At 71.4% G+C, this 23,121-nt stretch carries 22 protein-coding genes; 8 read left to right on the top strand and 14 right to left on the bottom strand.

All coding sequences use genetic code 11. From position 1 onward, the window contains the following. Positions 1 to 108: 108 nt before the first annotated feature. Positions 109 to 483: an STAS domain-containing protein gene (locus ABZ396_RS07575; protein WP_358916663.1), complete on the bottom strand. Its 375-nt coding sequence runs from the start codon at positions 481 to 483 to the stop codon at positions 109 to 111. A 331-nt stretch (positions 484 to 814) separates the two neighbouring features. Between ABZ396_RS07575 and ABZ396_RS07570 the strand changes: the two genes are divergently transcribed. After that, entirely contained in the window at positions 815 to 1,393 is a 579-nt protein-coding gene (locus ABZ396_RS07570) for a sigma-70 family RNA polymerase sigma factor (RefSeq protein WP_358916661.1), read from the top strand. A gap of 50 nt (positions 1,394 to 1,443) precedes the next feature. Further along, complete coding sequence (locus ABZ396_RS07565) at positions 1,444 to 2,667, top strand: maleylpyruvate isomerase N-terminal domain-containing protein (RefSeq protein WP_358916733.1); 1,224 nt, start codon at positions 1,444 to 1,446, stop codon at positions 2,665 to 2,667. A gap of 101 nt (positions 2,668 to 2,768) precedes the next feature. Here the strand turns inward: ABZ396_RS07565 and purU are convergent, their stop codons facing one another. Next, positions 2,769 to 3,653 (bottom strand): formyltetrahydrofolate deformylase, encoded by an 885-nt coding sequence (gene purU / locus ABZ396_RS07560; RefSeq protein ID WP_358916659.1) that lies wholly within the window; start codon positions 3,651 to 3,653, stop codon positions 2,769 to 2,771. Between the two features lie 108 nt (positions 3,654 to 3,761). Next, a complete protein-coding gene (locus ABZ396_RS07555; RefSeq protein ID WP_358916658.1) occupies positions 3,762 to 4,262 on the bottom strand; it encodes a hypothetical protein in 501 nt (166 codons plus the stop codon). Between the two features lie 117 nt (positions 4,263 to 4,379). Here ABZ396_RS07555 and ABZ396_RS07550 point away from each other — a divergent pair, with 117 nt between their 5' ends. After that, entirely contained in the window at positions 4,380 to 5,684 is a 1,305-nt protein-coding gene (locus ABZ396_RS07550) for an ABC transporter substrate-binding protein (protein WP_358916656.1), read from the top strand. A gap of 24 nt (positions 5,685 to 5,708) precedes the next feature. Here ABZ396_RS07550 and ABZ396_RS07545 read toward each other — a convergent pair whose 3' ends face one another. Further along, positions 5,709 to 7,301, bottom strand: a complete 1,593-nt coding sequence (locus tag ABZ396_RS07545) for a hypothetical protein (protein ID WP_358916654.1) — start codon at positions 7,299 to 7,301, stop codon at positions 5,709 to 5,711. Between the two features lie 201 nt (positions 7,302 to 7,502). Further along, on the bottom strand, positions 7,503 to 8,888 hold the full coding sequence (locus ABZ396_RS07540; protein ID WP_358916652.1) for a transcriptional regulator: 1,386 nt from the start codon (positions 8,886 to 8,888) through the stop codon (positions 7,503 to 7,505). Positions 8,889 to 9,162: 274 nt separating this feature from the next. On the opposite strand from ABZ396_RS07540, the gene ABZ396_RS07535 reads away from it, so the two are divergent. Genes ABZ396_RS07535 through ABZ396_RS07525 form a run of 3 tightly spaced genes read left to right on the top strand, consistent with a single transcriptional unit; the run spans position 9,163 to position 12,239 of the window. Then, positions 9,163 to 9,825, top strand: a complete 663-nt coding sequence (locus ABZ396_RS07535; protein WP_358916650.1) for a bifunctional DNA primase/polymerase — start codon at positions 9,163 to 9,165, stop codon at positions 9,823 to 9,825. A 51-nt stretch (positions 9,826 to 9,876) separates the two neighbouring features. After that, positions 9,877 to 10,650, top strand: coding sequence for an ABC transporter ATP-binding protein (locus ABZ396_RS07530; RefSeq protein WP_358916648.1), 774 nt, complete (start codon positions 9,877 to 9,879; stop codon positions 10,648 to 10,650). Further along, positions 10,647 to 12,239 carry a transporter gene (locus ABZ396_RS07525; protein ID WP_358916646.1) on the top strand — a complete coding sequence of 531 codons (1,593 nt, stop codon included), beginning with the start codon at positions 10,647 to 10,649 and terminating at the stop codon, positions 12,237 to 12,239. Before ABZ396_RS07530 ends, ABZ396_RS07525 begins: the two co-directional genes overlap by 4 nt. 66 nt (positions 12,240 to 12,305) lie before the next feature. On the opposite strand, the gene ABZ396_RS07520 is transcribed toward ABZ396_RS07525, so the two are convergent. Together ABZ396_RS07520 and ABZ396_RS07515 are read right to left on the bottom strand one after the other, a co-directional pair. Continuing rightward, positions 12,306 to 13,196 carry an alpha/beta hydrolase gene (locus ABZ396_RS07520; protein WP_358916645.1) on the bottom strand — a complete coding sequence of 297 codons (891 nt, stop codon included), beginning with the start codon at positions 13,194 to 13,196 and terminating at the stop codon, positions 12,306 to 12,308. A gap of 519 nt (positions 13,197 to 13,715) precedes the next feature. After that, complete coding sequence (locus ABZ396_RS07515; RefSeq protein ID WP_358916643.1) at positions 13,716 to 14,408, bottom strand: metal-dependent transcriptional regulator; 693 nt, start codon at positions 14,406 to 14,408, stop codon at positions 13,716 to 13,718. A 244-nt stretch (positions 14,409 to 14,652) separates the two neighbouring features. Here ABZ396_RS07515 and ABZ396_RS07510 point away from each other — a divergent pair, with 244 nt between their 5' ends. Then, on the top strand, positions 14,653 to 15,408 hold the full coding sequence (locus ABZ396_RS07510) for an SIS domain-containing protein (protein WP_358916642.1): 756 nt from the start codon (positions 14,653 to 14,655) through the stop codon (positions 15,406 to 15,408). A 33-nt stretch (positions 15,409 to 15,441) separates the two neighbouring features. Here the strand turns inward: ABZ396_RS07510 and ABZ396_RS07505 are convergent, their stop codons facing one another. The 4 genes from ABZ396_RS07505 to pdxH all read right to left on the bottom strand — a co-directional run bounded on the left by ABZ396_RS07505 (position 15,442) and on the right by pdxH (position 18,872). Next, positions 15,442 to 16,866, bottom strand: coding sequence for a PAS domain-containing protein (locus ABZ396_RS07505; protein ID WP_358916641.1), 1,425 nt, complete (start codon positions 16,864 to 16,866; stop codon positions 15,442 to 15,444). Between the two features lie 128 nt (positions 16,867 to 16,994). Further along, positions 16,995 to 17,234, bottom strand: coding sequence for a GNAT family N-acetyltransferase (locus tag ABZ396_RS07500; RefSeq protein ID WP_358916639.1), 240 nt, complete (start codon positions 17,232 to 17,234; stop codon positions 16,995 to 16,997). 178 nt (positions 17,235 to 17,412) lie between these two features. Then, positions 17,413 to 17,817, bottom strand: a complete 405-nt coding sequence (locus tag ABZ396_RS07495) for a RidA family protein (protein ID WP_358916637.1) — start codon at positions 17,815 to 17,817, stop codon at positions 17,413 to 17,415. Between the two features lie 341 nt (positions 17,818 to 18,158). Next, positions 18,159 to 18,872, bottom strand: coding sequence for a pyridoxamine 5'-phosphate oxidase (pdxH, locus tag ABZ396_RS07490; protein ID WP_358916635.1), 714 nt, complete (start codon positions 18,870 to 18,872; stop codon positions 18,159 to 18,161). A 124-nt stretch (positions 18,873 to 18,996) separates the two neighbouring features. Here pdxH and ABZ396_RS07485 point away from each other — a divergent pair, with 124 nt between their 5' ends. Continuing rightward, a complete protein-coding gene (locus tag ABZ396_RS07485; RefSeq protein WP_358916633.1) occupies positions 18,997 to 20,097 on the top strand; it encodes a citrate synthase 2 in 1,101 nt (366 codons plus the stop codon). A 39-nt stretch (positions 20,098 to 20,136) separates the two neighbouring features. On the opposite strand, the gene ABZ396_RS07480 is transcribed toward ABZ396_RS07485, so the two are convergent. The 3 genes from ABZ396_RS07480 to ABZ396_RS07470 are packed head-to-tail and all read right to left on the bottom strand — an operon-like array spanning position 20,137 to position 23,086. Continuing rightward, the gene (locus ABZ396_RS07480; protein ID WP_358916631.1) at positions 20,137 to 20,763 is read right to left on the bottom strand and encodes a TetR/AcrR family transcriptional regulator; all 627 of its coding nucleotides are present in this window, start codon (positions 20,761 to 20,763) and stop codon (positions 20,137 to 20,139) included. Beyond that, positions 20,751 to 21,485, bottom strand: a complete 735-nt coding sequence (locus ABZ396_RS07475) for an enoyl-CoA hydratase family protein (RefSeq protein ID WP_358916629.1) — start codon at positions 21,483 to 21,485, stop codon at positions 20,751 to 20,753. The genes ABZ396_RS07480 and ABZ396_RS07475 overlap by 13 nt, the downstream gene beginning before the upstream one ends. Next, positions 21,482 to 23,086 (bottom strand): 4-coumarate--CoA ligase family protein, encoded by a 1,605-nt coding sequence (locus ABZ396_RS07470; RefSeq protein ID WP_358916628.1) that lies wholly within the window; start codon positions 23,084 to 23,086, stop codon positions 21,482 to 21,484. Before ABZ396_RS07470 ends, ABZ396_RS07475 begins: the two co-directional genes overlap by 4 nt. Positions 23,087 to 23,121: the final 35 nt, after the last annotated feature.

The following is a 23,121-nucleotide window of genomic DNA, read 5'->3' as shown; positions in this document are numbered from 1 at the left end:
CCCTTGTGCCAAGACCGGGGGAATTCTGCGACAACAATGTGGCACTGTCGTAATCGTCGGCTATGAAGGGTGCGCCGCGGTCGCCGGCCATGGAGGGCGCGGAGCCGGCTACGCCGAGAGCGGGCCCTCCTCGTCGCTGACCGCGCTGTCCATGTCGGGGTACACGTCGAACAGCCGTCGTACACCGAGCGCGCCCAGGACCCGGTTGACGTGAGAACCGTCACTCGCGCCCTGAGCGGGCAGTATCAGCCGCAGCCGGCCCCGGCAGGAGCGGATCAGGCGGCGGGCCGCGATGAGGACGCCGACCCCGCTGGAGTCGCAGAAGAAGACGTCGGAGAGGTCGAGGACCAGGCTGTGATGGCCCTCGGCCACCGCGTCGTGCACCCGCTGGCGCAGCACCGGCGAGGTCACCAGGTCCAGTTCGCCCGACACCCCGAGCACGGCCCACTCACCCTGTTCGACGCCGGTCACCTTGAAAGCCACGGCTCAGCCCTTCGCTCGCCGGATCTCCGGAACCGCCCGGAAACGGAGCCAGTTCCTTCGCTTCTTTTCGCGCGGCTGCCCAGCGGCCGTTCCCCGAAACCACGAATGACAAACGAGAGACGATCAAGAAGGGTCTTGTTTCGGTCACTGACGATCCTGTTCGATCGGAAACGGAGGGTTCGATCGGGCACGAATGAAGAGGGGTCCACTACCACCCGCGGTCCCTCAGGGGGCGCGCATTGCCATAAAGGGGCGTGCGCTGTCGGACGTGCCGACTACATTCGAGGAGACTGTGGAGACACGCTGGAGTCGGGCACGGGGAGGGGGCCGCATGGCGAAGAAGGACGTACCGCCCCGCTGGGACCGCAAGATGCAGCAGCGACTCGCGCGCGGCGAGGCGGCCGCCCTCGGCGAGCTCTACGACCGCTTCGCCTCGCTCGTGCACGGCCTCGCCCACCGCGTCCTCGGGGACGAGGGGGCCGCCGACTCCATAACCCGCGAGGTCTTCGCCCATGTCTGGGAGCATCCGGACGCCTACCACCCCAGGCAGGGCCCGCTGCGCTCCTGGGTCGCCGCGCTGACCCACCGGCTCGCCGTGCGGCGCCTCAGGGCCACCGAGACCGCGGCGCTCACCCCGGGCGACACCGGCTCGGAGGCCAGGGAGGAGCTGGAGCGCAAGGTGCGGCGCGCCTCCGTCGCCGCCCGCGCGGACTACATCGTGCACTCCATGCCGACCCCACTGCGCGCCGCCCTGGACCTCGCCTACTTCCAGCGCCGTGACTACCGCCGGACCGCGGTGGACCTCGGCGTCACCGAGGACGAGGCCCGCCGCCGGCTGCGCCTCGGACTGCAACTGCTGTCCACCGCGCACGACGCCGGGAGACCGCCCGGATACGGAGGTGCGGTGTGAGCGGCACCGACCCCTTCGAGGCGCACGGCACGGGCTCCGGAGACGGTGACGTGCCGCCCGGCAGCGACGCCGAGCCGGGCGGGCGGCCGCGCGTACCGCTGCCGCGGGCCTCCGTCGAGGACGGCGGGCGGCCGCTGCCCGAACTGGACGAGCTGCTGCCCGTACCGCTGGAGTTGCCGCACGATGTCCTGAAGTCGCTCCTCGGGGCCTGGGCGCTGGCCGCCTGCTCGGCGGCGGAGGCCCTCGCCGTCGAGGTCCATCTCGGCGACTGCGGCTCCTGTGCGGACGAGGCGCGACGGCTGCGCGAGGCGGTCGGCCTGCTGCACCAGCCGGAGAGCCTCGATCTCGACCCCGGCCTGCGCACCCGCGTCCTGGAGGCCTGCCTGGACCGCCGGCCGCCACGTATCCCGGTCCCCGAGTGGGCGGCGCCCTACGACGCCGAGACCGCCCGCCTGGACGCCCTCCTCCAGGACATCGCCGACGCGGAGTGGCACACGCCTGTACGGCTGCGCTGGTTCGACGGCGCGGCGACGACGAGCCGCCGTACGACGGTCGCCGGGGTCATCGCGCACCTGCTGTCCGTGGACGGTCTGGTGGCGGCGGCGCTCGGCCTGGACGACCCCGTCGGAGAGCTGCCCGCGCAGGGCCCCTCCGCCCGTACCGAGGCCTTCTGGGAGGCCTCGCACTTCCCGCCGACCCGTGCGGTGCGGGGTCCCTGGCGGGAGCAGAGCCACCGGCTCGTGCAGACCGTCTCCTTCACCGGCGGCGGCGCCGGGCGTCTCGGGGTGTCGTACGGCGACTTCGCCCTGCCGTTGCACGACGCGATGCTGGACCGCGCCTTCGAGTGCTGGGTGCACGCGGAGGACATCGCGGATGCCGTGGACTATCCCTACGGGCCGCCGGCCGCGAGGCATCTGCACAGGATGATCGACCTCGCGGCGCGGATGCTTCCCGGTGCGCTGGCGGCGCGCCGGCAGGCAGGGCTGGCGGCGCCCGGCCCGACCCCGCACCTGGTCCCCGCGGGACAGCCGGGCCGAAGCCTGCGGCTGGAGATCGAGGGCAACGGGGGCGGCGAGTGGCTCATCCCGCTGGACTCGCCGGGGGCGGTGGGCTCGACGGAGTTCGAGGTGGCGCATGTGGCGCTGGACGACGTGGAGTTCTGCAGGCTGGCCGCGGGGCACGTACCGCCGGAGGACGCTGCCGCGGGGCAGCTGGGAGACAGGGCGGCGATCAGGGACGTGCTGTTCGCGGCGGCGAGTTTGAGCAGGATGTAGGCGCCCGTTCGCCCAAGGAGCGGGGTGGTTCTGTGGCACGTCGACTGCGGGTGGTGCGTGGCTGGTCGCGCAGTTCCCCGCGCCCCTTACGGTGACATCCGTCAGGCGAAGACGACCGTCCGTCGGCCGTTGAGCAGGATGCGGCGCTCCGCATGCCACTTCACCGCCCGCGCCAGTGCCTGGCACTCCACGTCGCGCCCGATCGCGACCAGCTGGTCCGGGGTGACGCCGTGGCCCACCCGTTCGACCTCCTGCTCGATGATCGGCCCCTCGTCGAGGTCCGCCGTGACGTAGTGTGCCGTCGCCCCGATCAGCTTGACGCCCAGCGCATGCGCCTGGTGGTACGGCTTCGCGCCCTTGAAGCTCGGCAGGAACGAGTGGTGGATGTTGATGATCCGGCCGCTGAGCTGCTTGCACAGGTCGTCCGAGAGGACCTGCATATAGCGGGCCAGCACGACCAGCTCGACGTCCTGCTCACGGACGAACTCGAGCAGCCGCGCCTCCGCGTCCGCCTTCGTCTCCTTCGTCACCGGGATGTGGTGGAAGGGGATGTTGTACGAGCCCACCAGCTCCGCCAAGTCGGTGTGGTTGGAGACCACCGCGGCGATCTCCACCGGCAGCGCGCCGGTACGCGCGCGGAAGAGCAGGTCGTTCAGGCAGTGCCCGAACTTGCTGACCATCAGGACGACACGCATCCGCTCGTCGGCCCGGTTGATCTGCCAGTCCATGTGGAAGGAGTCACCGACCGCCGCGAAGCTGGCCCGCAGCTTGTCGACCGTCACCGGCGCCTCGGCCGAGAAGTGCACGCGCATGAAGAACAGACCCGTGTCGTGGTCCCCGAACTGCTGGCTGTCCTCGATGTTGCAGCCGGTCATGAACAGGTAGCTCGACACGGCGTGCACGATGCCCTTCTTGTCCGGGCAGGAGAGGGTGAGGACGTACTGGTCGGCCAGGGCGGCCTGGGCTCGGGTGGACTGCTCAGTCATGCACCACAGAATCTCATGCCCGGCCGCCCCCGTCGGCCCCTGTCCGCTCCGCGGACCTCCGCAGCCGGCCCGTCGTTCAGAGTCCGCGTCCGCGTCCGCTCCGCGGACTCACGCCGCCCGTGTCATGATCCGCAGCACCTCGAGGCTGCGCGGCGGAATGTCCGGGTCGTCGCCGTCGCTCGCCGCCAGGCGCACGTGCGCGTCCCGGGCCGCCCGGACCGCGTCCGGCCACGCCTGGTGCTCGAGGTACGCGGAGACCGGCGCGTCCGGCCCGACCTGGTGCATGATCCGCAGCACCCGCAGCACGGCGGTGTCGACGAGCGCCGCCTCCTGCGAGTCGCGGAATATCGTCCCGACGTATTTCTCGGCGGACCAGTTGTCGAGCCAGGTGTCCTCGACCAGCCGGTAGACAGCGTCGGTCACATCGCCGTACCCGTCCTGGCCGGCCAGCCAGACGTTCCGCTGGAAGTCCGGGTCGGAAAGCATGTGCAGCGCGGAGCGCACATTGCTGCGCCAGCGCCACCACGGCATGTCATTGAGTGGCATGCCGCCCATGGTGGAGGAGCGACGGCCGCGACGGGAAGAGTTCTCCGAACCTTGCACGGTCATCGATCGTACGTTCCTCGCCACACGCTCTTAACCGGCCCCCGTAATTCACCCGCACGTCACCCCTTGTTGATCATGGGGAACTCGCCGGTTAGTGATGTGACGGAATCGTGCGTGTCCATGACCGGCAGGCGCCACACCCTCAGCACCATCCTCCCCACGACTCACCGGCGCGTCAGAGCCTCCGCCATGTCCGCGGTGGCCATGACGGCCTGTGCGTCACTGGCCGCCGGCTGTGGGGTCATCCCAGGATTGTCGGGCTCGGGGGACGACGAGATCAAGGTGATGACCTGGGCGCCCCAGAACACCAGCGCCACCAACAAGCCCGGCATGCCCGCCATGGCGTCGGCCATCGTCCGCTGGATCAACTCCCAGGGCGGCATCAGCGGCCGCAAGCTCAAGCTGCTCACCTGCAACGACAACAACACCAGCGTGGGCGCCGCGAACTGCGCCCAGAAGGCGGCCGACCAGAACGTCGTCGCCGTCGTCGGCTCCTACAGCCAGTTCGGCGACTCCTACTTCGCCCCGCTGGAAGGCGCGGCCATCCCCTACATAGGCGGCTACGGGGCGTCGAACCAGGAGTTCACCAGCCCCGTCTCCTACCCCGTCAACGGCGGCCAGCTCACCCTGCTGGCCGGACTCGGGGAGGCGCTGGCCGGCTCCTGCGGCCCGGTGACCCTGGTCCGCCCGGACAGCATCGCCGGCGACCAGCTGCCCCAGCTGCTCGACTCGGGCCTCAAGGCCGGCGGTCACGCCAAGTCGATCGACCAGCGCGCGGCCGAGAACCTCAGCGAGTACGACCAGCAGTCGCAGAAGGCGCTGGGGAACGCCACCTCGGACTCGCTGAAGACGGGCTGTGTGGTGCCCGAGCTCGGTGACCGCACGGCCACCTTCATGGACAGCTTCCAGCGTGCCCGCCAGGACTACCCGAAGGTGAAGACGGCCGCCGAGGTCGGCAGCGTCGACCAGACGGTGATCAACTCCACCGGCGGTGCGTCCGGCCCGTACGAGGGGTCGTACATCACCGGCTGGTACCCGGTGGCCTCGGACTCGCGGTGGGACGAGATGAAGAAGGTCATCAGCAAGGAGGCCTTCGGCGACAACCGGATCGACCCGGCCAACGCCGGCGTGCAGACCACCTGGGTCGCCTACAAGGTCCTGACCGCCGTCCTGAAGAAGATCGGCACCGGCGAGGTCAGCTCCGACAGTGTGCGCCGCACCCTCAACGGCGGCCTGAAGGCCTCCACCGGTGGCCTCACCCCGCCCTTGTCCTGGCCCTACCAGGGCAAGCTGGCCGCGGCCGGCTTCTCCCGGCTGGCCAACACCGACGTGAACGTCCAGACCGTCAAGGACGGCCTGCTCCGGTCGGCGAACAAGAACGCCCTCGACATGACGAAGATCCTGGAGAACGCCGACCTCGGCTGACCGGCTCTCCCGGCCGACCCGCTCTCAGAGCTCGGTCGGCTGCCGCCGGGTCAGCCCGTACTTGCCGGCGATCGTGTTCCAGAGCGCGGCCGCCTTCACCTTCTGGGAGCTGGCGGTGCCGCTCTCCCGGTTGCCGGCCGCGGTCTGGCCGGTGGTGCGGGCCTGGCCCTTGCGGCAGCCGTGCTTGCCCTTGGCCTGGTCGGCCCAGGCCGCGTAGTGGTTGTCCGCGTTCGCGGAGGCCTGCCAGGCCTCGGTGAGGGCGGCCGTCAGCTCGGCGTTGCTCGGCAGCTTGTCGACGGACAGCTTGGACAGCCGGGTGACCAGCGCGGCGCGCTGCGTGGCGGCGGTGCGCAGATCGGCGGCGGCGCCGTCCAGGTTCTTGCACTGCTTCACATTGGCGACCGCGCCGATCACCGTGGCCCGGCTGCTGCCGCTGTCGGCGAGCAGCTTGTCCAGGGCGGTGGCCTGCGCCTTCGCCGGGTCGGCCGCGCTCGACGAGGACCCGTCGGTGGCGGAGACGGTCGCGGCGACCGTCTTGTTGGCGTCGTTGGAGCCCCCGCCGCCCCCGCTGAACAGGGCCCCGGCCCCGACCCCGAGGACGACGATCCCGATCCCGACGGCCGCGATCAACGGCACCTTCGACCTGGTACGACCACCCCGGCCACCCCCGTCCCCGTCGTACGACGGCGGGGGCGGGGTGTACGCGGGCGGCTGCTGGAAGTTCTGCGGCTGCTGCTGGTAGCGCGGCATCTGGGCCGTGGGCGCGGCCGGGGGCGCGCCGCCCGGCGTGCTGCGGAAGAGGTTGTCGAACTCGGCGGGCGGCTGCCGGTCGGCGTCCTGCGGGCCACCGGCCGGGTACGGCGCGATGTACTGCGTGGCCTCGGCGTCGGGGTGCGCGGCGGGGGCGGACTGCCGGCCCAGGAAGGTGGTCTGCTCGTTGGTTCTCTCCGGCGGCAGCGCACCGGGGCCCATCGGCGGGATCAGCTGGGTGGCCCCTTCGGGGGCCGCCGCCACGGGCGGTATGTACTGCGTGGCCCCCTCGTCCACCGGCGCGGCGGGCACCGGCGGGATGTACTGGGTGGCGCCTTCGTCGGCGGCCGGCAGGGCGCCGGGGTGGCTGCCGTGCGGGACGGCGGGCGGCAGCGCGGCGCCCGGAGCGCCGTAGGGGTCCTGGCCGGCGGCCGGGGGCAGCGGGGCGCCGTACGACTGCTGGGGCTGCGCGCCGTAGCCGTACGACTGCTCGTAGCCGCCGTACGACGGGGCGGGCGCCCCCTCCGGCGGGAGCGGGCCGGCGCCGGAGGCATGGGACTGGGACGGGAACGGGGTGGCGTGGGCCTGGTCGTTCCAGGCGGGCGGCTGCTCCGGGGTGTTCCACTCCTGGCCGGCCGCCTGCGGCCAGCCCTGCTGGGGCTGCGGCGCGCTGTGCTGGTGGCCGGGCCCCCACGGCTGTCCCCAGGCCTGGCCCTCGGAGGGCGCGGTGGTCGGGGCCGGGGCCGGCGCGGGCGGCTGCGATATGGGGACGGGAACGCCCGTCATGCCCGGCAGCAGGGGCTCGCCGCCGTCGGAGGGCAGCACGATGCCTTCGCGCGCGGGCTCGCCCTGTCCACTCTGCGTCACCGGGACTCCTACGAATGGGGGACCTTGGGAATCGTCGGCTCACGCTACCGGGTCCCCTCAGCCGGGTGCCACGCGCCCAAGGGGGCGATCTTCTTCCCGGTGACAGCAGTAACAAAACCGCCCCGCGGTGCGCTGTATATGCCGCCTCCTGAACGGCAAGGTGTGGTTTCCCACACGTTCACGCAGCCGCGGGGCATGAATTCATGCGGCCGCCTGCAGATCCAGGCGGGCGCCGAACTCCCTGACGACCGGTTCGTCCCGGAATGGCTCCAGGCGCTGCTGGAAGTCCTCCAGGTACTCGGCTCCCCGGTTGGAACGGACGGTCTCCAGCAGTTCCACCGCCTTCAGCCCGGTGGCACAGGCCTGTTCGATCTCGCGCTGCTGCACCTGCGCCGTGGCGAGGAGCACATAGCCGATCGCGCGGCGCCGCGCCCGCGTCCGGGGGTGCCCGGCCAGCGACTGCTCCGCGCTCCTCGCGGCCGCCTCGGCCTGGCCCAGGTCCCGGTGGCAGTGCGCCAACTCGTCGGCGAGATAGGCCTCGCCGAAGTGCGCGATCCACGCCGGGTCGTCCCCGGAGAACGGATCGGCCGCCTCCATCGCCGACACCGCGCGCCCGGACGCCAGTTGCGCCGACCGCGCGTCGCCCAGCAACGCGTGCCCACGGGCCTCGGCCGCGTAGAACATCGCCTCCGCGCGCGGGGTCACGTGCCCGCGCGCCCCCTCCTGCGCCGCCCGCGCCAACTGGGCGATCTCCCGCGGGTTTCCGAGCTGTGCGGCGAGATGGCTCATGGAGGCGGCGAGCACATAGCCGCCGTAGCCACGGTCGCCGGCCGCCTGCGCGAGACGCAGCGACTGGATGTAGTACCGCTGGGCGAGCCCGGGTTGACCGGTGTCGACGGCCATGTACCCGGCGAGTTCGGTGAGCCGGGCGACGGCGGCGAACAACTCCCGCCCCACGGACTCCCGGTAGGACCCGGCGAGCAGCCCGGAGACCACGCTGTTGAGGTAGTGCACGACGACCGGGCGCATGTGCCCGCTGCCGTACTGGTGGTCCAGGTCGGTGAGCGCCTGTGTCATGGCCTTCACGGCCGCGACGTCCGACTGCCCGACCCTCGGCCCGGCCTGCCGAGCCACCTGCGCGTCCGGCGCCGAGATCAGCCAGTCCCGGCTGGGCTCGACCAACGCGGACGCGGCGACCGAGGAGCCGGACAGGAAGTCCCGGCGGCCCACGTCACTGCGCCACAGCTCGCAGACCTGCTCGATGGCCCCCAGTACCGTCGGCGAGAACTGGAGACCGACGCCCGACGCGAGGTTCTTGCCATTGGCCATGCCGATCTCGTCGATCGTGACCGTGCGGCCCAGCTTGCGGCCCAGCGCCTCGGCGATGATCGCGGGCGCCCGGCCGCGCGGCTGCTGCCCGCGCAGCCAGCGGGCCACGGACGTCTTGTCGTACCGCAGGTCGAGACCGTGCTCCGCGCCGCACATGTTGACCCTGCGGGCGAGCCCGGCGTTCGAGCACCCCGCCTCCTGGATGAGCGCCTGCAACCGTTCGTTCGGCTGCCGCGCGACAAGCGGCCTTGCGGCCATGGCGTACCCCCTGCGAACTCCCTGTAGGGAAAAGATCCGGCCTTGACGATCACTGCCCAGCGGACATACCGAAAATGCGGGACATGCGAGGATTGCCGGGTAAAGGCGGCGGAATTGCGGGTACGACCGCTGCCAACCCCCCACTTCTGACTACCCGCTCACGCCCCGGTTCCTCCTGCGCGCCCCCACACGTGCATCCATGCGCCCCGGTTGCGGAATCGATGCTCCTCCCCCGCGCGCGCTACGCCCGTAACTCCAGGTGGGTGAGGGAGTTGTGTTGGGCGTGGAAGAGACGATCGTCGGCACCGAAGCCGCTCAGATTCCGAAGCAGCGCGGGGAATCGCTGCTGGAGACCGCCGTCCGCTACGCCGAGGAGCGCCACTGGGACGTCTTCCCGGGCACCTGGCTGGAAGCGGTCGAGGGGGTGCAGCGCTGTTCCTGCGGGGAGGTGGTGTGCGCGGCGCCCGGCGCGCATGCGGCGCGTCCGGACTGGGCGACGCAGGCGACCGGTAGTACGACGGTGGCGCGCCGGATGTGGCAGAAGCAGCCGACGGCGTCGATCCTGCTGCCGACGGGGCGGACCTTCGACGCGTTGTCCGTCCCGGAGACGGCCGGGTTTCTCGCGTTGGCGCGCATGGAGCGGATGGAGCTGACGCTCGGGCCGGTGACGCTCACCCCTGACCGGCGGATGCAGTTCTTCGTGCTGCCGGGTGCGGCGGTGAAGGTGCCGGATCTGGTACGGAAGCTGGGCTGGTCGCCTGCGTCGCTGGACCTTACGGCGCTGGGCGAGGGCGCGTACGTGCCCGCACCGCCGACGCGGTACGGGTCGCGGGGCGCGGTGCAGTGGGCGAGCCGGCCGACGCCGGCGAACAGGTGGCTGCCGGACGCGGAGGAGCTGATCTCGGCGCTGGCTTATGCGTGCGGGCGGGACCGCTGAGGTGCGTGGTTCCCCGTGCCCCTGAAATCGGCCTGGCCGTAGGGTTCTGGTATGACCGATGCCGTTCGTGTTCGTGGGCTCTGGAAACGCTTTGGGCAACAGGTGGCCGTCGGCGGGATCGATCTGTCGCTGCCCGCCGGACAGTTCGTCGGGCTGGTCGGGCCCAACGGAGCCGGGAAGACCACCACCCTCTCCATGGTGACCGGGTTGCTCCGGCCGGATCAGGGGAGCGTCGAGGTCGTCGGGCACGACGTGTGGCGGGACCCGGTGGCGGTGAAGGCCCGCATCGGCGTGCTGCCCGAAGGACTACGGCTCTTCGAACGACTCTCCGGACGTGAACTGCTCGGCTACAGCGGCCGGCTGCGCGGGCTGCCCGGCGCCGAGGTCGACAAGCGGGCCACCCAGCTCCTGGACGTGCTCGATCTCGCCGGAGCCCAGCACAAACTCGTCGTCGACTACTCGACCGGCATGCGCAAGAAGATCGGGCTCGCGGCCGCTCTCCTCCACAACCCCGAAGTCCTCTTCCTGGACGAGCCGTTCGAGGGCGTCGACCCGGTGTCCGCGCAGACCATCCGGGGCGTCCTGGAGCGCTACACATCCTCCGGCGCGACCGTCGTCTTCTCCTCCCACGTCATGGAACTCGTCGAGTCGCTGTGCGACTGGGTGGCGGTGATGGCCGCCGGTCGGATCCGCGCGACGGGCACCCTGGAAGACGTGCGCGGGGCGCACGCCACCCTCCAGGCCGCGTTCCTCGAACTCGTCGGGGCGAGCGGCCGGGACGCCGGGTCGGACCTGGACTGGCTGGGCGGCGGGGCGGCCCGATGACGGATGTGACCTCCACCGTCGTACGGCTGAAGCTGTCGCTGTTGCGCAACGGGCTTCGGCAGTCCGGTGGCCGGCGGGCCGCGTTCGTCGCGTCGGCCGTCATCGCGCTGCTGTTCGGAGCGTTGCAGTTGCTGGGGCTGGTCGTGCTGCGCGGGCATGCGCACGCGGATGCCGTGGCCGTGCTGGGTGCGGCCGTCCTGGCCCTCGGGTGGGCGGTGATGCCGCTGTTCTTCCCGAGCGGTGACGAGACCCTGGACCCGACCCGCCTGGTGATGCTCCCGCTGCGGCCACGACCGCTGGTACGGGCCCTGCTGGCCGCCTCCCTGGTCGGTGTCGGCCCGCTGTTCTCGCTGTTGCTGCTGGTGGGCTGTGCGGTGTCCGTGGCGCACGGGTCGGCGGGGTACGGCGTCGCGGTCGTCGCCGTCGCCGTCGCGCTGTTGATCTGCGTGGCCCTCGCGCGGGCCGTGGCCGCCGCGAACGTACGGCTGCTCAGCAGCCGCAAGGGGCGGGACCTGGCCGTACTGAGCGGCCTGGTCATCGCGATCGGCGCGCAACTGGTCAACTTCGGGGCTCGGAGCCTGGGTTCGGCCGGGCTCGGGGAGCTCGCGCCGGTGGCCGACGTGGTGGGCTGGCTGCCGCCGGCGTCGGCGATCGGCGCCGTGCACTCGGCGAGCGAGGGGTCGTACGGGACGGCCGCCGCGCAACTGGGCTTGTCCGTCGTCGCGCTGGTGTTGCTGATCGGCGCGTGGGCGCGGACCCTGACCCGGCTGATGACCTCGCCGGACGGCTCGACGCTCCAGGCGCCCGACTCGGCCGGGCGGAGCCGTTCCTCCGACGGCGCGGGCCTGGGCCGGCTGCTGCCCTCAGGCCGCACCGGAACGGTGATGGCGCGCAGCCTGCGCTATGTCTGGCGCGACCCGAAGACCAAGGCCGCGTGGGTGACCTCGCTGGCCATCGGGCTGATCGTGCCGGTGTTCAACGCCCTGCAGGGCACCGGGTCCATCTACTTCGCGTGCTTCGCCGCCGGGATGCTCGGCATCCAGATGTACAACCAGTTCGGGCAGGACACCTCCGCCTTCTGGATGGTCGCGATGACCATCTCGTCCCCGCGGGACGCCTATGTCGAACTGCGCGGGCGGGCGCTGGCCCTGCTGGTGATCACCCTGCCGTACGCGACGCTGGTGACCGTCCTGACCACGGCCATGCTGGGCGACTGGCCCCGGCTGCCCGAGGTGCTCGGCCTGTCCTTCGCCCTGCTCGGCGCGATGCTGGCGACCGGTGCCTGGACGTCGGCCCGCTTCCCGTACTCCATCCCCCAGGAAGGCCACAAGAACGTCGCCCCCGGCCAGACCGGCCTCGCCTGGATCGCGATCTTCGGCGGCATGGTGTCGGCGGCCCTGCTGTGCGCCCCCCTCATCGCCCTGACGATCGCACTGAACGTGAGCGCGGGCGGGGCGGGCTGGACGTGGGTGTTGTTGCCGGTGGGGGCGGCTTATGGGGCGACGATCACCTGGACGGGGCTGCGCCTGGCGGCACCGCGCGCGGCCGCCTACGTGCCGGAGATCCTTACAGCTGTCAGCAGGGGGTGACTGCAGCGCCCCGGAAGGGGCGCGGGGCTGTATCGACGTGCGGCTATCGCCACCAACAGGCGCCCCTCATTCCCCCACCCGATCAAGAAACGGCTCCACAGCCGCCCGCCAAGCCTCCGGCCGGTCATACGGCAACAGATGCCCGGCCTCGGCCACCTCGGCGTACTCCCCCTTGGAAAGGACCCGCACCATCTCCTGTGCCTCCGCACGCCCCAGGTCCCCGTCCACCCCGCGTACGACCAGCGCGGGGCACGGCACCTGGGCCAGTTCCTCCCAGTGCGCGTCGTACACCCAGGTCTCCCGGGACTTCAGCATCTGGCCGGGGTCGAAAACGGGCCGCCAGCCGTCGGCGCCCTCGTGCATCACCTCGGCGTAGAACTCCCCGCGTGCCGGGTTCGGCCGCTCCACCCAGGGATCGTCCTCGCCGAACCACTTGCGTACGTCGGCGAGCGTGGTGAAGGGAACGGGCCAGGACCTGAACCACTCGGCCCACTCGCGCTGCGAGGCCGCGCCCAGCGCGGAGGCCCGCATATCGCAGATGATCAGGCCCCGGACCAGTTCGGGGCGCTTGGCGGCGAGCTGCCAGGCGGTCAGCGCGCCCATGGCGTGGCCGATGAGCACGGCCGGGGCGAGGCCCAGCTGCTCGATGGCGGCCGCGGCGTCCTCCACGTACGCCTCACGGGTGTAAGCGGCCTGTGGGGGCTTGTCGCTCTGGCCGTGACCGCGCTGGTCGAGTGCGACGACCCGGTGCCGGTCGGAGAGCCAGCGGGCGGTGGAGGCCCAGTGCGAGGCGCGGCCCATCAGGCCGTGCAGTAACAGCACGCCGGGGACCGAGTGGTCCGGGTCGGCGCGGTCGCCCTGCGGCGGCTCCGGATCGTCCTTCTTGGGCGGGTCCGCGAACTCCCAGGCGGCGAGGTATACGCCGCCGGCTCCTGTCACGTCGATGCGTCGTGCCATGGGCCTGGCACCCCCCTAGCTCCGCGTGCCTAGTGTCGCCTCGTATCGCTTCGTGATGCTTCGGTACCGCTGCAGACTATCGAATACCTATTCGAAAATCGGGTCCCTGCGGGCAACACCCCTCGTTCGAGTGACCCCTCCCCAGGCATGATCGGCGCCGCCAGGGGGATTTGTTCTGCGGGGGGCGGACCGCTCGGGGAAGACGGTCCGAGGGGATGACCCTGAGAGCTCGGGGCTCCGGGTCAGAACTGGGGAGGACAGGCCCCGGCACCGAAGGGTGCCGGGGCCGACCCCAGATCCATTCCCATGCCTTCGGCACATCCTCCCGGCCCCCTCAGGTCATATGCCTCTCGCGACAGCCTCGCACGCGAAACGTTCGAGCGCTGCGATTCGGCGCACCGGGTCTTGGATTCGACACGTTCGACAAACCCGGGAGCGACACCGAAGGAGGGCGCCAACTTCCGCACGAGAAACGGAAGTTGAACGACCCTCTGGTTCAGTGCTCAGCTGGTTCAGTGCTCAGCGCTTCGCGACGAACACATGGGAGGCGACGTCCGCCTCCAGCTCGGCCGCCTCGCCGCCGCTGCCCACCAGCACCCCGCCGGCCGCCTCCGTCACGCTCACCACCGAACCGGGCTGCACACCCGCCCGCCGCAGCGTGTACATCAGCTGCGCGTCGGTCTGGATGGGCTCCCCGATCCGGCGTACCACCACGGTCTTGCCGTCCGCGCCCGGGTCCAGGTCGGCCAGCGACACCATGCCCTCGTCAAGGAACGGAACCGCGCCGTCCTTCTCGCCCAGCTCCTCCAGGCCCGGGATCGGGTTGCCGTACGGCGACTCGGTCGGATGGCGCAGCAGCTCCAGCACCCGCCGCTCCACGGCCTCGCTCATCACGTGCTCCCAGCGACACGCCTCGGCGTGCACCTGCTCCCACTCCAGGCCGATCACGTCGACCAGCAGGCACTCGGCGAGCCGGTGCTTGCGCATCACGCGCGTCGCCAGCCGGCGGCCCTCGTCGGTCAGCTCCAGATGGCGGTCGCTGGCGACGGACACCAGACCGTCCCGCTCCATCCGCGCCACCGTCTGGCTCACCGTCGGCCCGCTCTGGTCGAGCCGCTCCGCGATGCGGGCGCGCATGGGGACCACGCCTTCCTCTTCGAGCTCGAGGATGGTGCGGAGATACATCTCCGTGGTGTCGATCAGTCCGGACATACGTGCCCCTCGATTACCTCTGCCGGAAGCCGGCCGCGTGCGTGCGTGCGCTGGCCCTGCCACCAATTCTGCCGGATCCCACTGACAAGCGGGGGACGCCGGGAGAACGGAGGGGCCGCGCATCCCGGCCCACCACCGCCGCCCCCGGCCGTATTGACACCGAGATGGTCCAGACCGGAGGGTGATCCGCGACACAGACATCCGCGACACAGACAACGGCGTCGACCGCGCAAAGGGGCACCGCATGAGCGACGGCACACCGGCCGACCTGTTCTTCGACGCCGCCATCGGCCTCCTGCAACGCGTCCGCGACGAGGAGGCCGAGGCCATCACCGCCGCCGGCACCCTCCTCGCCGACACCGTCACCTCCGGCGGCCGGCTGTTCGCCTTCGGCGCCGGGCACTCCTCCCTCGCCGCCCAGGACGTCGTCTACCGCGCGGGCGGCCTCGCCCTCATGAACCTCCTCGCCGCCCCCGGTCTCGTCGGCGTCGACGTGATGCCCGCCACCCTCGGCTCCCGCCTGGAACGCGTCGACGGACTCGCCACCGCCGTCCTCGACACCTCACCCCTGCGCGCCGGCGACACCCTCGTGATCATCTCCCTCTCCGGCCGCAACGCCCTGCCCGTCGAGATGGCCGTCACCGCCCGCACGCGCGGCGCCAACATCATCGGCGTGACCTCCGTGGCATACGCCGCGCAGACCACGTCCCGGCACTCCTCCGGCACGTACCTCAAGGACCACTGCGACGTCGTACTCGACTCGAAGATCGCCATCGGGGACGCCGAACTCACCCTCGACACCATCCCGGCGCCCTTCGCCCCCGCCTCCACGGTCGTCACCAGCGCCCTGCTCCAGGCGGTGCTGGCCACCACCGCGGCCACCCTCGCCGACCGCGGCATCGAACCCCCGCTGCTGCGCTCCGGCAACGTCGACGGCGGCCACGAGTGGAACGCCCGCATGTTCCAGGAGTACGGCGACCGGATCTTCTACCAGCACTGACACGCCGCTACGGCCGCACCGCCGCTGCTCTTTCTACTGCTGCTGCTCCTTCGCCAGCTGAGCCAGATCCAGCGCCGTCGCGATCCGCACGGCCACGTCCTCCGCGTACGTCGCGTCCACGCGCTCGAAGCGGCTGCGCCCCGACCCACGCAGGAACGTCAGCACGCCCAGCGTCCGCCCACGGCTGCGCAGCACCGCGCACAACGCGTGCACCGCGTCCCCCGGCCACTGACGGTCCAGCGCCCACGCCCGCGCACGGTCCGCCGGCACCGAACCGGCGTCCGCCCGCACACTCCCGGCCCGCGCCACGCACTGCAGCGCCGGATGCCCCTCCTCATAGCGCACCGGCAGCCCCGCCGCGCCCGTCAGCAGGCTCGGCCCCGGCGCCCCGGAGGGCGTGGCCGCGATCCGCACCAGCCGCACCGGACCCACGTCCCCGTCCTCCCGGGCACCGCCCACCACCCGGTCGACCACCGCATGATCGGCGAACCCGGCCAGCGCGAAGTCCAGATGGACGGTGGCCGCCTCCACCGGATCCTCGCACTCGGCGGCCGCGCGGCCCGCACGATGCAGCTGGTTCGCGCGGAAGCGCAGCATGGCCGCCTCCTGCTCGCTCTGCTTGGCCTCCGTGACGTCCTGGAACAGCCAGCCGACCCCGAGCGGCACCGGCTCCTCCGCGAGCGGTGACGCCAGCCGCAGGAACCCGGACCGCCAGCAGCGCCGCTGCTCGCCGCCATCCTCCGCCCGCACGCTCACCCACATCTCGGCCGGCGCGGGCGGCGCGCCCTCGGCCAGCACATGCGTGAGCGCGCCCTCCAGATCCTCCACACCCTGCGCGAGCAGCTCCCCGAGCGGGCGCCCCAGCCCCGACGTACGCCCGATGCCGAGCGCCCGCGCGGCATGCGCGTTGACGACGGCGGGCCGCAGATCCGCGTCCACGAGTACGACACCCCAGGCCGCGTCCTCGAACAGCGCCTCGCTCAGCGCGATCGACCGCTCCAGGTCGATCTGCGTGTGCACCTCGCTGAAGGCGCAGTACACACCCGCCGGCTTCCCGTCCGGGCCGCGCACGGCCGCCGACTGCGTGCGGACCAGCACCCGCCCGCCGTCCTTCGTGAGCAGGGCGAACTCGTGCACCTGGCGCCCCGGGGCGTGCATGGCCGACAGCAGCCGCCCCTCGACCTCGTCGGCATCCGCCTCGCGCACCGCCCAACCGGCGAACCCGTGCCGTCCCACCGCCTCGGCCGCCGTCCACCCCAGGATCCGCTCGGCCTCACGGTTCCAGTGAGTGACGACGCCGTCCGCGTCGAAGGCGCACAGGGCCGCGTCCATGCCGTCAAGCAGGGCGGCGAGCAGGTCTGAGCCGCCCGAGTCCTCCGGACCGTCCCGCTCCGGTTCCGGCTCGGGCTCGTCGGGCCCCAGCTCGTCGGTGGTCCCACTACGCCGGGAAGCACTCACCTGGACCCCCATCCGGCTGCGTCCGCACGCACGGCGCGTCGGTTACTCGCTGCCCTTCATTCAACTCGAACGTGACGCAGCCCACACCTTGTTCCCACAAGATTGAAGGAATCGTTGCAAGCCGCCGCTCACAGCCCGAGCCGAAGATCCACCCACTCATCGTTCCCTCCGTCGAGCACATACCGCTCCACCTCGACGAACCCGCACCGCCCGGCGAACCGCAGCCCGTCCTCGTCAACGGCCGGCACACACGTCTCGACGGCCTCGGCACCCCGCACGCGCGCGTGCGCGAGCCCACGCTCGTACAACGACTTGCCGAACCCACACCGCCGAAACCCCGGCAGCACCCGCGCGATCACGGGCCGCACGGTCGAACACCCCACGAGAACGTCCCCGAGATACGCGTTCTCCAACCTGTACCCCCGGGCCAGCCGCTCCCGCGCCTCCCCGCCCACACCGCGGCAGGCGGTACGGCGACGTTGTGCACGTACCGCCACTCCTCCAGCGCCTCGTCCCCGCCCACGGGAACGACCCTCAGCACACCCCTCACGCGTCCCCCTCCCCCACTGCCGCCCGCCGCGCATACACCTCGATCTCGATCTTCATCCGGGGATCCGCCAGCCCGCACACCATCATCGTCGCGGCCGGCCGCACATCCCCGAACACCCGCCGCAACACCGGCCAGCACGGCTCGAAATCCTCCCGCGCGGGCAGCAGATACCGCACCCGCACCACATCCTTGAACCCACACCGCGCCTCGGCCAGCGCCGCCCCGATGTTCCGCAGACACTGCTCGGCCTGCTCCACCACATCCTCGGAGATGGTCATGGTGGCGTAGTCGAACCCGGTGGTCCCGGACACATGCACCCAGTCCCCGTCCACCACCGCCCGCGCATACCCGATCCGCTCCTCGAACACGGAACCACCGAGAATCACCTGCCGCACTGTCATGTACGAAACGCTAGACGACACCCGCGAGAAGCCGTGGCGGCAGGCATCTCAAAAAAACACTTGAGCCGGCTCCGGCAGCTTCTTAGTGTGTGGGGCACACGAGAAGGGAGGTGGTTCGGCAGATGTATGAAAACCGGACGCGTGAGGTGGCTGCGGGCTAGCGGCCCGTCACCACACCCAGTGCGGTGCCGGACCAGCACGTGACAGACGCGTGCAGCCGGCCCAATCCCAGGCAGTCACCCGACCCGCGAGCTCGCCGGTACGTCCGGCCGGCTTCTTCGCCGTATGGCGGAGGGACCTCGAGCTCGCGGGTCGTCTGCGTTGTCTGGCCCGCTGGAATGTCAGGGGCTGAGACGTTCCACGTGCCAGGTGCCGTCGGGGGCGGTGACGTAGCGGAGGCGGTCGTGGAGGCGGTTGTGGCGGCCCTGCCAGAACTCGACCGTGCGGGGTGCGATGCGGAAGCCGCCCCAGTGCGGGGGGACCGGGACCTGTTCGCCCTCGGGATAGCGGGCGCTCAGTTCGGCGTAGGCGGTGTCAAGTTCGGTGCGGGAGTGGATGACCGAGGACTGGGTGCTGGCCCAGGCGCCGAGTTGGGAGCCGTGCGGGCGGGTGCGGAAGTAGGCGGCGGTCTCGTCGTGGCCGGTGCGGCGGGCGGTGCCGGTGACGATGATTTGACGGGCGATCGCGTGCCAGGGGAAGAGCAGCGAGACGTGGGGGTTCGCGGCGAGGTCCTGGGCCTTGCGGGAGTCGTAGTTGGTGTAGAAGACGAAGCCCTGGGTGTCGTAGTGCTTCATCAGGACCGTGCGTGAGCTGGGGTGGCCCTCGGTGTCGGCGGTGGAGACGATCATCGCGTTGGGTTCGTAGATCATGCCGTCGGCGGCCGCCCGCGCGGCTTGTTCGAACCAGCGGTTGAACTGGTCCATGGGGTGTGCGGCGAGGTCGTTCTCGTCGAGGCCCTCGGCCCGATAGTGCTTCCGCATCAGCGCGGGGTTGAGGATGGGGTCGGAGGCGGCGGCGTCGGGGTCGGTCACGCGGTCATCTTGCCGTATGCACATATGGGTCGGGGCCACATGTGGCGCAGAGCTATCGTGGCACTGAGTGCCGCTGGGGCTCCCCAACTCTGGCACTCGGCGTTATGGTGCAGGTGCCTCCGCCGTACACCTCATGAGGAGCCGCCCCATGTCCGACTTCGTACCTGGGCTCGAAGGAGTCGTCGCGTTCGAGACGGAGATCGCCGAACCGGACAAGGAGGGGGGTGCCCTGCGGTACCGGGGTGTCGACATCGAGGATCTGGTCGGGCACGTCTCGTTCGGGAACGTCTGGGGGCTGCTGGTCGACGGTGCCTTCAATCCCGGTCTGCCGCCTGCCGAGCCGTTCCCGATTCCTGTTCATTCGGGTGACATCCGGGTGGACGTCCAGTCGGCGCTCGCCATGCTCGCCCCGGTGTGGGGGCTCAAGCCCCTTCTCGACATCGACGCGGCGCAGGCCCGGGAGGACCTGGCACGGGCCGCGGTCATGGCGTTGTCGTACGTCGCCCAGTCCGCGCGTGGGCAGGGGCTGCCGATGGTGCCCCAGCAGGAGATCGACAAGGCGAACTCGGTGGTGGAGCGGTTCATGATCCGCTGGCGCGGTGAGCCGGATCCCAGGCATGTCGCCGCCGTCGACGCGTACTGGACCTCCGCCGCCGAGCACGGCATGAACGCGTCCACGTTCACCGCGCGTGTCATCGCTTCCACCGGCGCGGATGTCGCCGCCGCGCTGTCGGGTGCGGTGGGCGCCATGTCGGGGCCGTTGCACGGGGGTGCGCCGTCCCGGGTGCTGGGGATGATCGAGGAGATCGAGCGGACCGGGGACGCGGAGGCCTACGTCAAGCAGGCCCTGGACCGGGGTGAGCGGCTGATGGGGTTCGGGCACCGGGTGTACCGGGCGGAGGATCCGCGGGCGCGGGTGCTGCGGCGGACGGCCCGGGAGCTGGGGGCGCCGCGGTTCGAGATCGCGGAGGCGTTGGAGAAGGCGGCGCTGGAGGAACTCCACAACCGCCGGCCGGATCGTGTGCTCGCCACCAACGTGGAGTTCTGGGCGGCGATCATGCTGGACTTCGCGGAGGTGCCGGCGCACATGTTCACGTCGATGTTCACGTGTGCGCGCACGGCTGGGTGGTCCGCGCACATTCTTGAGCAGAAGCGCACGGGGCGGTTGGTGCGGCCGTCGGCGGAGTACGTGGGGCCGGGGCCGAGGAAGCCCGAGGACATCGAGGGGTATGTGGATATCGCCCATTGAGGGGGCTGCCCGGGGCGCGTGGGCGACTGCGGGTGGCGCTCAGCCCAGGACCTCGTCCAGCAGTGCTGCCCACTGGGCCACCACGCGTTCTCTCCTCGCCCCGTCGTCGGTCAGCAGGTTGGCCAGGCCCAGGCCTCTTGCCATGTCCAGTAGGCCCTGGACGGTCTCCCGGGTGCCCGGACGGGATTCGTCGGCGGCCAGGAGGTCGACGGCGATGCGGTGGGTCTCGCGGCCCACTCGGGCTTCCAGTTCGGTGACCTGGGGGCGGAGCTGGTCCTCGTTGGAGGCGGCGACCCACAGGTGGAGGGCGGCGCGGAAGAGGGGGCCGGTGTAGAGGTCGACGAGGGCGTGGACCACGGCTCGGCGGTCTTGGGCCGCGCCCTGCGGGAACAGGGCGCGCAGGGCTGTCGACCGTTCTTCGGCGACGTATTCGACGGCGGCCGTGAAGAGGTCCTCGCGGGTCGGGAAGTGGTGCTGGGCGGCGCCCCGGGAGACGCCGGCGCGTTCGGCGACGACGGCGACCGTGGAGCCTGCCCAGCCGTGTTCGGCGAGGCAGGCCACGGCGGCTTCCAGGAGCCGTTGCCGGGTGGCCCGGCTGCGGTCCTGTTTGGGGGCGCGGTCCTGTTGAGGTCCGCGCGCGCGTTCCGCCGTACTCACACCACCCACGCCGCATCCCGTCGTTCGAGGAAGGCCGTCATCCCCTCGTGGGCCTGGTCGGAGGAGAACAGCCGGGCCGAGAGTGCGGTCAGGGCGGCCGCGTCCCGGTCGAATGTCTCCAGCACCCTAGCTGTGAGCAGCTGTTTCGTTGCGGCCAGGGCCTGGGGGGCGGAGCGGCGGAGGCCGTCGAGGATGGGTTCGAGGGCGGTGTCGACGTCGTCGGCGGTGGTGGTGACCAGGCCGAGGCGTACGGCCTCGGGGGCTTCGAAGCGTTCGCCGGTGAGGTAGTAGCGGGCGAGGGCGCGGGGGTCGGTGCGCGGGAGGAGGGTGAGGGAGATGACCGCGGGGGCGACTCCGATGCGTACCTCGGTGAAGGCGAAGGTGGTTTCGGTGGTGGCGGCGGCGATGTCGCAGGCGGCGAGGAGGCCGAGGCCGCCGGCGCGGACGTGGCCGGTGACGCGGGCGACGACCGGTTTGGGGAGTTCGACGATCTGGCGGAGGAGGCCGACTAGGGCGTCGGGGTGGGGTGGGTCGCGCAGGTCGGCGCCGGCGCAGAAGGTCGTACCGGTATGGGTGAGGACGACCGCGCGGATCTCGGGGTCCTTGGCGCAGTCGGTGAGGGCCTCGGCGAGTTCGGTGACGAGGGCGGCGGACAGGGCGTTGCGGTTGGGGGTGGAGTCGAGGCTGAGGGTGGCGACGGCACGCGCGCGTGTCTGTCCGATCAACGTCATGGCCGCTCCCCGGGTTCCCCGGTCCGCCCGGGTTCGCGCAGTGCGCGCAGTTCGCGGCGGAGTATTTTCCCGGAGGCCGCGCGGGGCACTCCGGCGATGAAGGTGACCTTGCGGACGCGTTTGTAGGGCGCGACGCGTTCGGCGACGTAGAGCATGGTCTCGTTCTCGGTGAGGTCGGGGGCGGTGGGCTGGCGGACGACGAAGGCGTGCGGGATCTCGTTGCCGTCCTCGTTGTAGGCGCCGACGACTGCGGCGTCGGCGATGCCCGGGTGGGTGAGCAGGAGTGCCTCCAGTTCGGCGGGGGCCACCTGGAAGCCCTTGTACTTGATGAGTTCCTTGACCCGGTCGACGACGAACAGCCAGCCGTCGGCGTCGACGTGGCCGACGTCGCCGGTGTGCAGCCAGCCGTGGGTGTCGATCATCGCGGCGGTGGCGTCGGGGCGGCCGAGGTAGCCCTTCATGACCTGGGGGCCGCGGATGAGGATCTCGCCGGGTTCGCCGGTGGTGAGGTCCTTGTGCGGGTCGTCGAGGGAGACGATCCGCATCTCGGTGCCGGGGATGAGCTTGCCGACGGTGCCGGGCGGCGCCTGGTGCATGGCGTCGAGCGGGACGACGTGTGTGCCGGGCGACAGTTCCGTCATGCCGTAGGCCTGTGCGACGGGCGGCAGGCCGAGGCGTTGCGAGCAGGCGGCGGCGAGGCGGGCGTCCAGGGGTGCGGCGGCGCTCATGACGTACTTCAGGCAGGACAGGTCGTACTGCTCGACCAGGGGGTGCTTGGCGAGGGCGAGGACGATCGGCGGGGCGACGTACAGGCCGGTGATGCGGTGGTTCTGGATCGCCGCTAGGAAGGTCTGCAGGTCGAAGCGGGGCAGTACGACCACGGTGGCACCCAGCCGCAGAGGTGCGTTCATGAGCGCGGTGAGGCCGTAGATGTGGAAGAGGGGGAGTACGGCGAGGATGCGGTCGCCGGGGCCCGTGGGGACGGGGGGTTCCAACTGGGCGAGGTTGGTGGCGATCTGCCGGTGGGTGAGCATCACGCCCTTGGGGATGCCGGTGGTGCCGGAGGAGTAGGGCAGTGCGGCGAGGTCCTCGGCGGGGTCGATGTCGACGTGCGGTTCGGGGGCGTCCCCGGCGATCATGTCGATCAGCGAGCGATGCCCGGGCGCGCTGTCGCAGACGAATATCTCCGCTATGCCGCCGGCGAGTTCGGCTGCCCGGCGGGCAACCTCCAGCAGTGGTGAGACGGTGACTATCCAGCGGGCCGCGGAGTCCCTGAGCTGTTTGGCGAACTCCTCGGGCGTGGCGAGCGGGTGCACGGTGGTGACGGCGGCGCCCGCGCGCGTGGCCGCGTAGAACGCCGTCGGGAAGGCGACCGTGTTCGGGCTGTGCAGGGCGAGCACATCGCCCTTGCGGACGCCCGCGTCGGCGAAGGCGGCGGCGATCCTGCGGTGGAACCGGTCCAGTTGTGCGTACGTGAGGGTGGTGCCGTCGGTGCCGTCGGTCAGGGCGGGCGCGTCACCGAACTCGGCGGCCCGGCCCAGCACCGCCTCGTGGATGGGGAGTTCTACGGGCGGGACGTCTGCGTACTCGCTGCGGAACACGGTTCCTCCAGGCGGCTGCCGGTGCCAGTGAGTGG

It is taken from the genome of Streptomyces sp. NPDC005866 (assembly GCF_040629895.1).
GTDB lineage: Bacteria > Actinomycetota > Actinomycetes > Streptomycetales > Streptomycetaceae > Streptomyces.
This window is presented reverse-complemented; position numbering and strand designations above follow the sequence as displayed.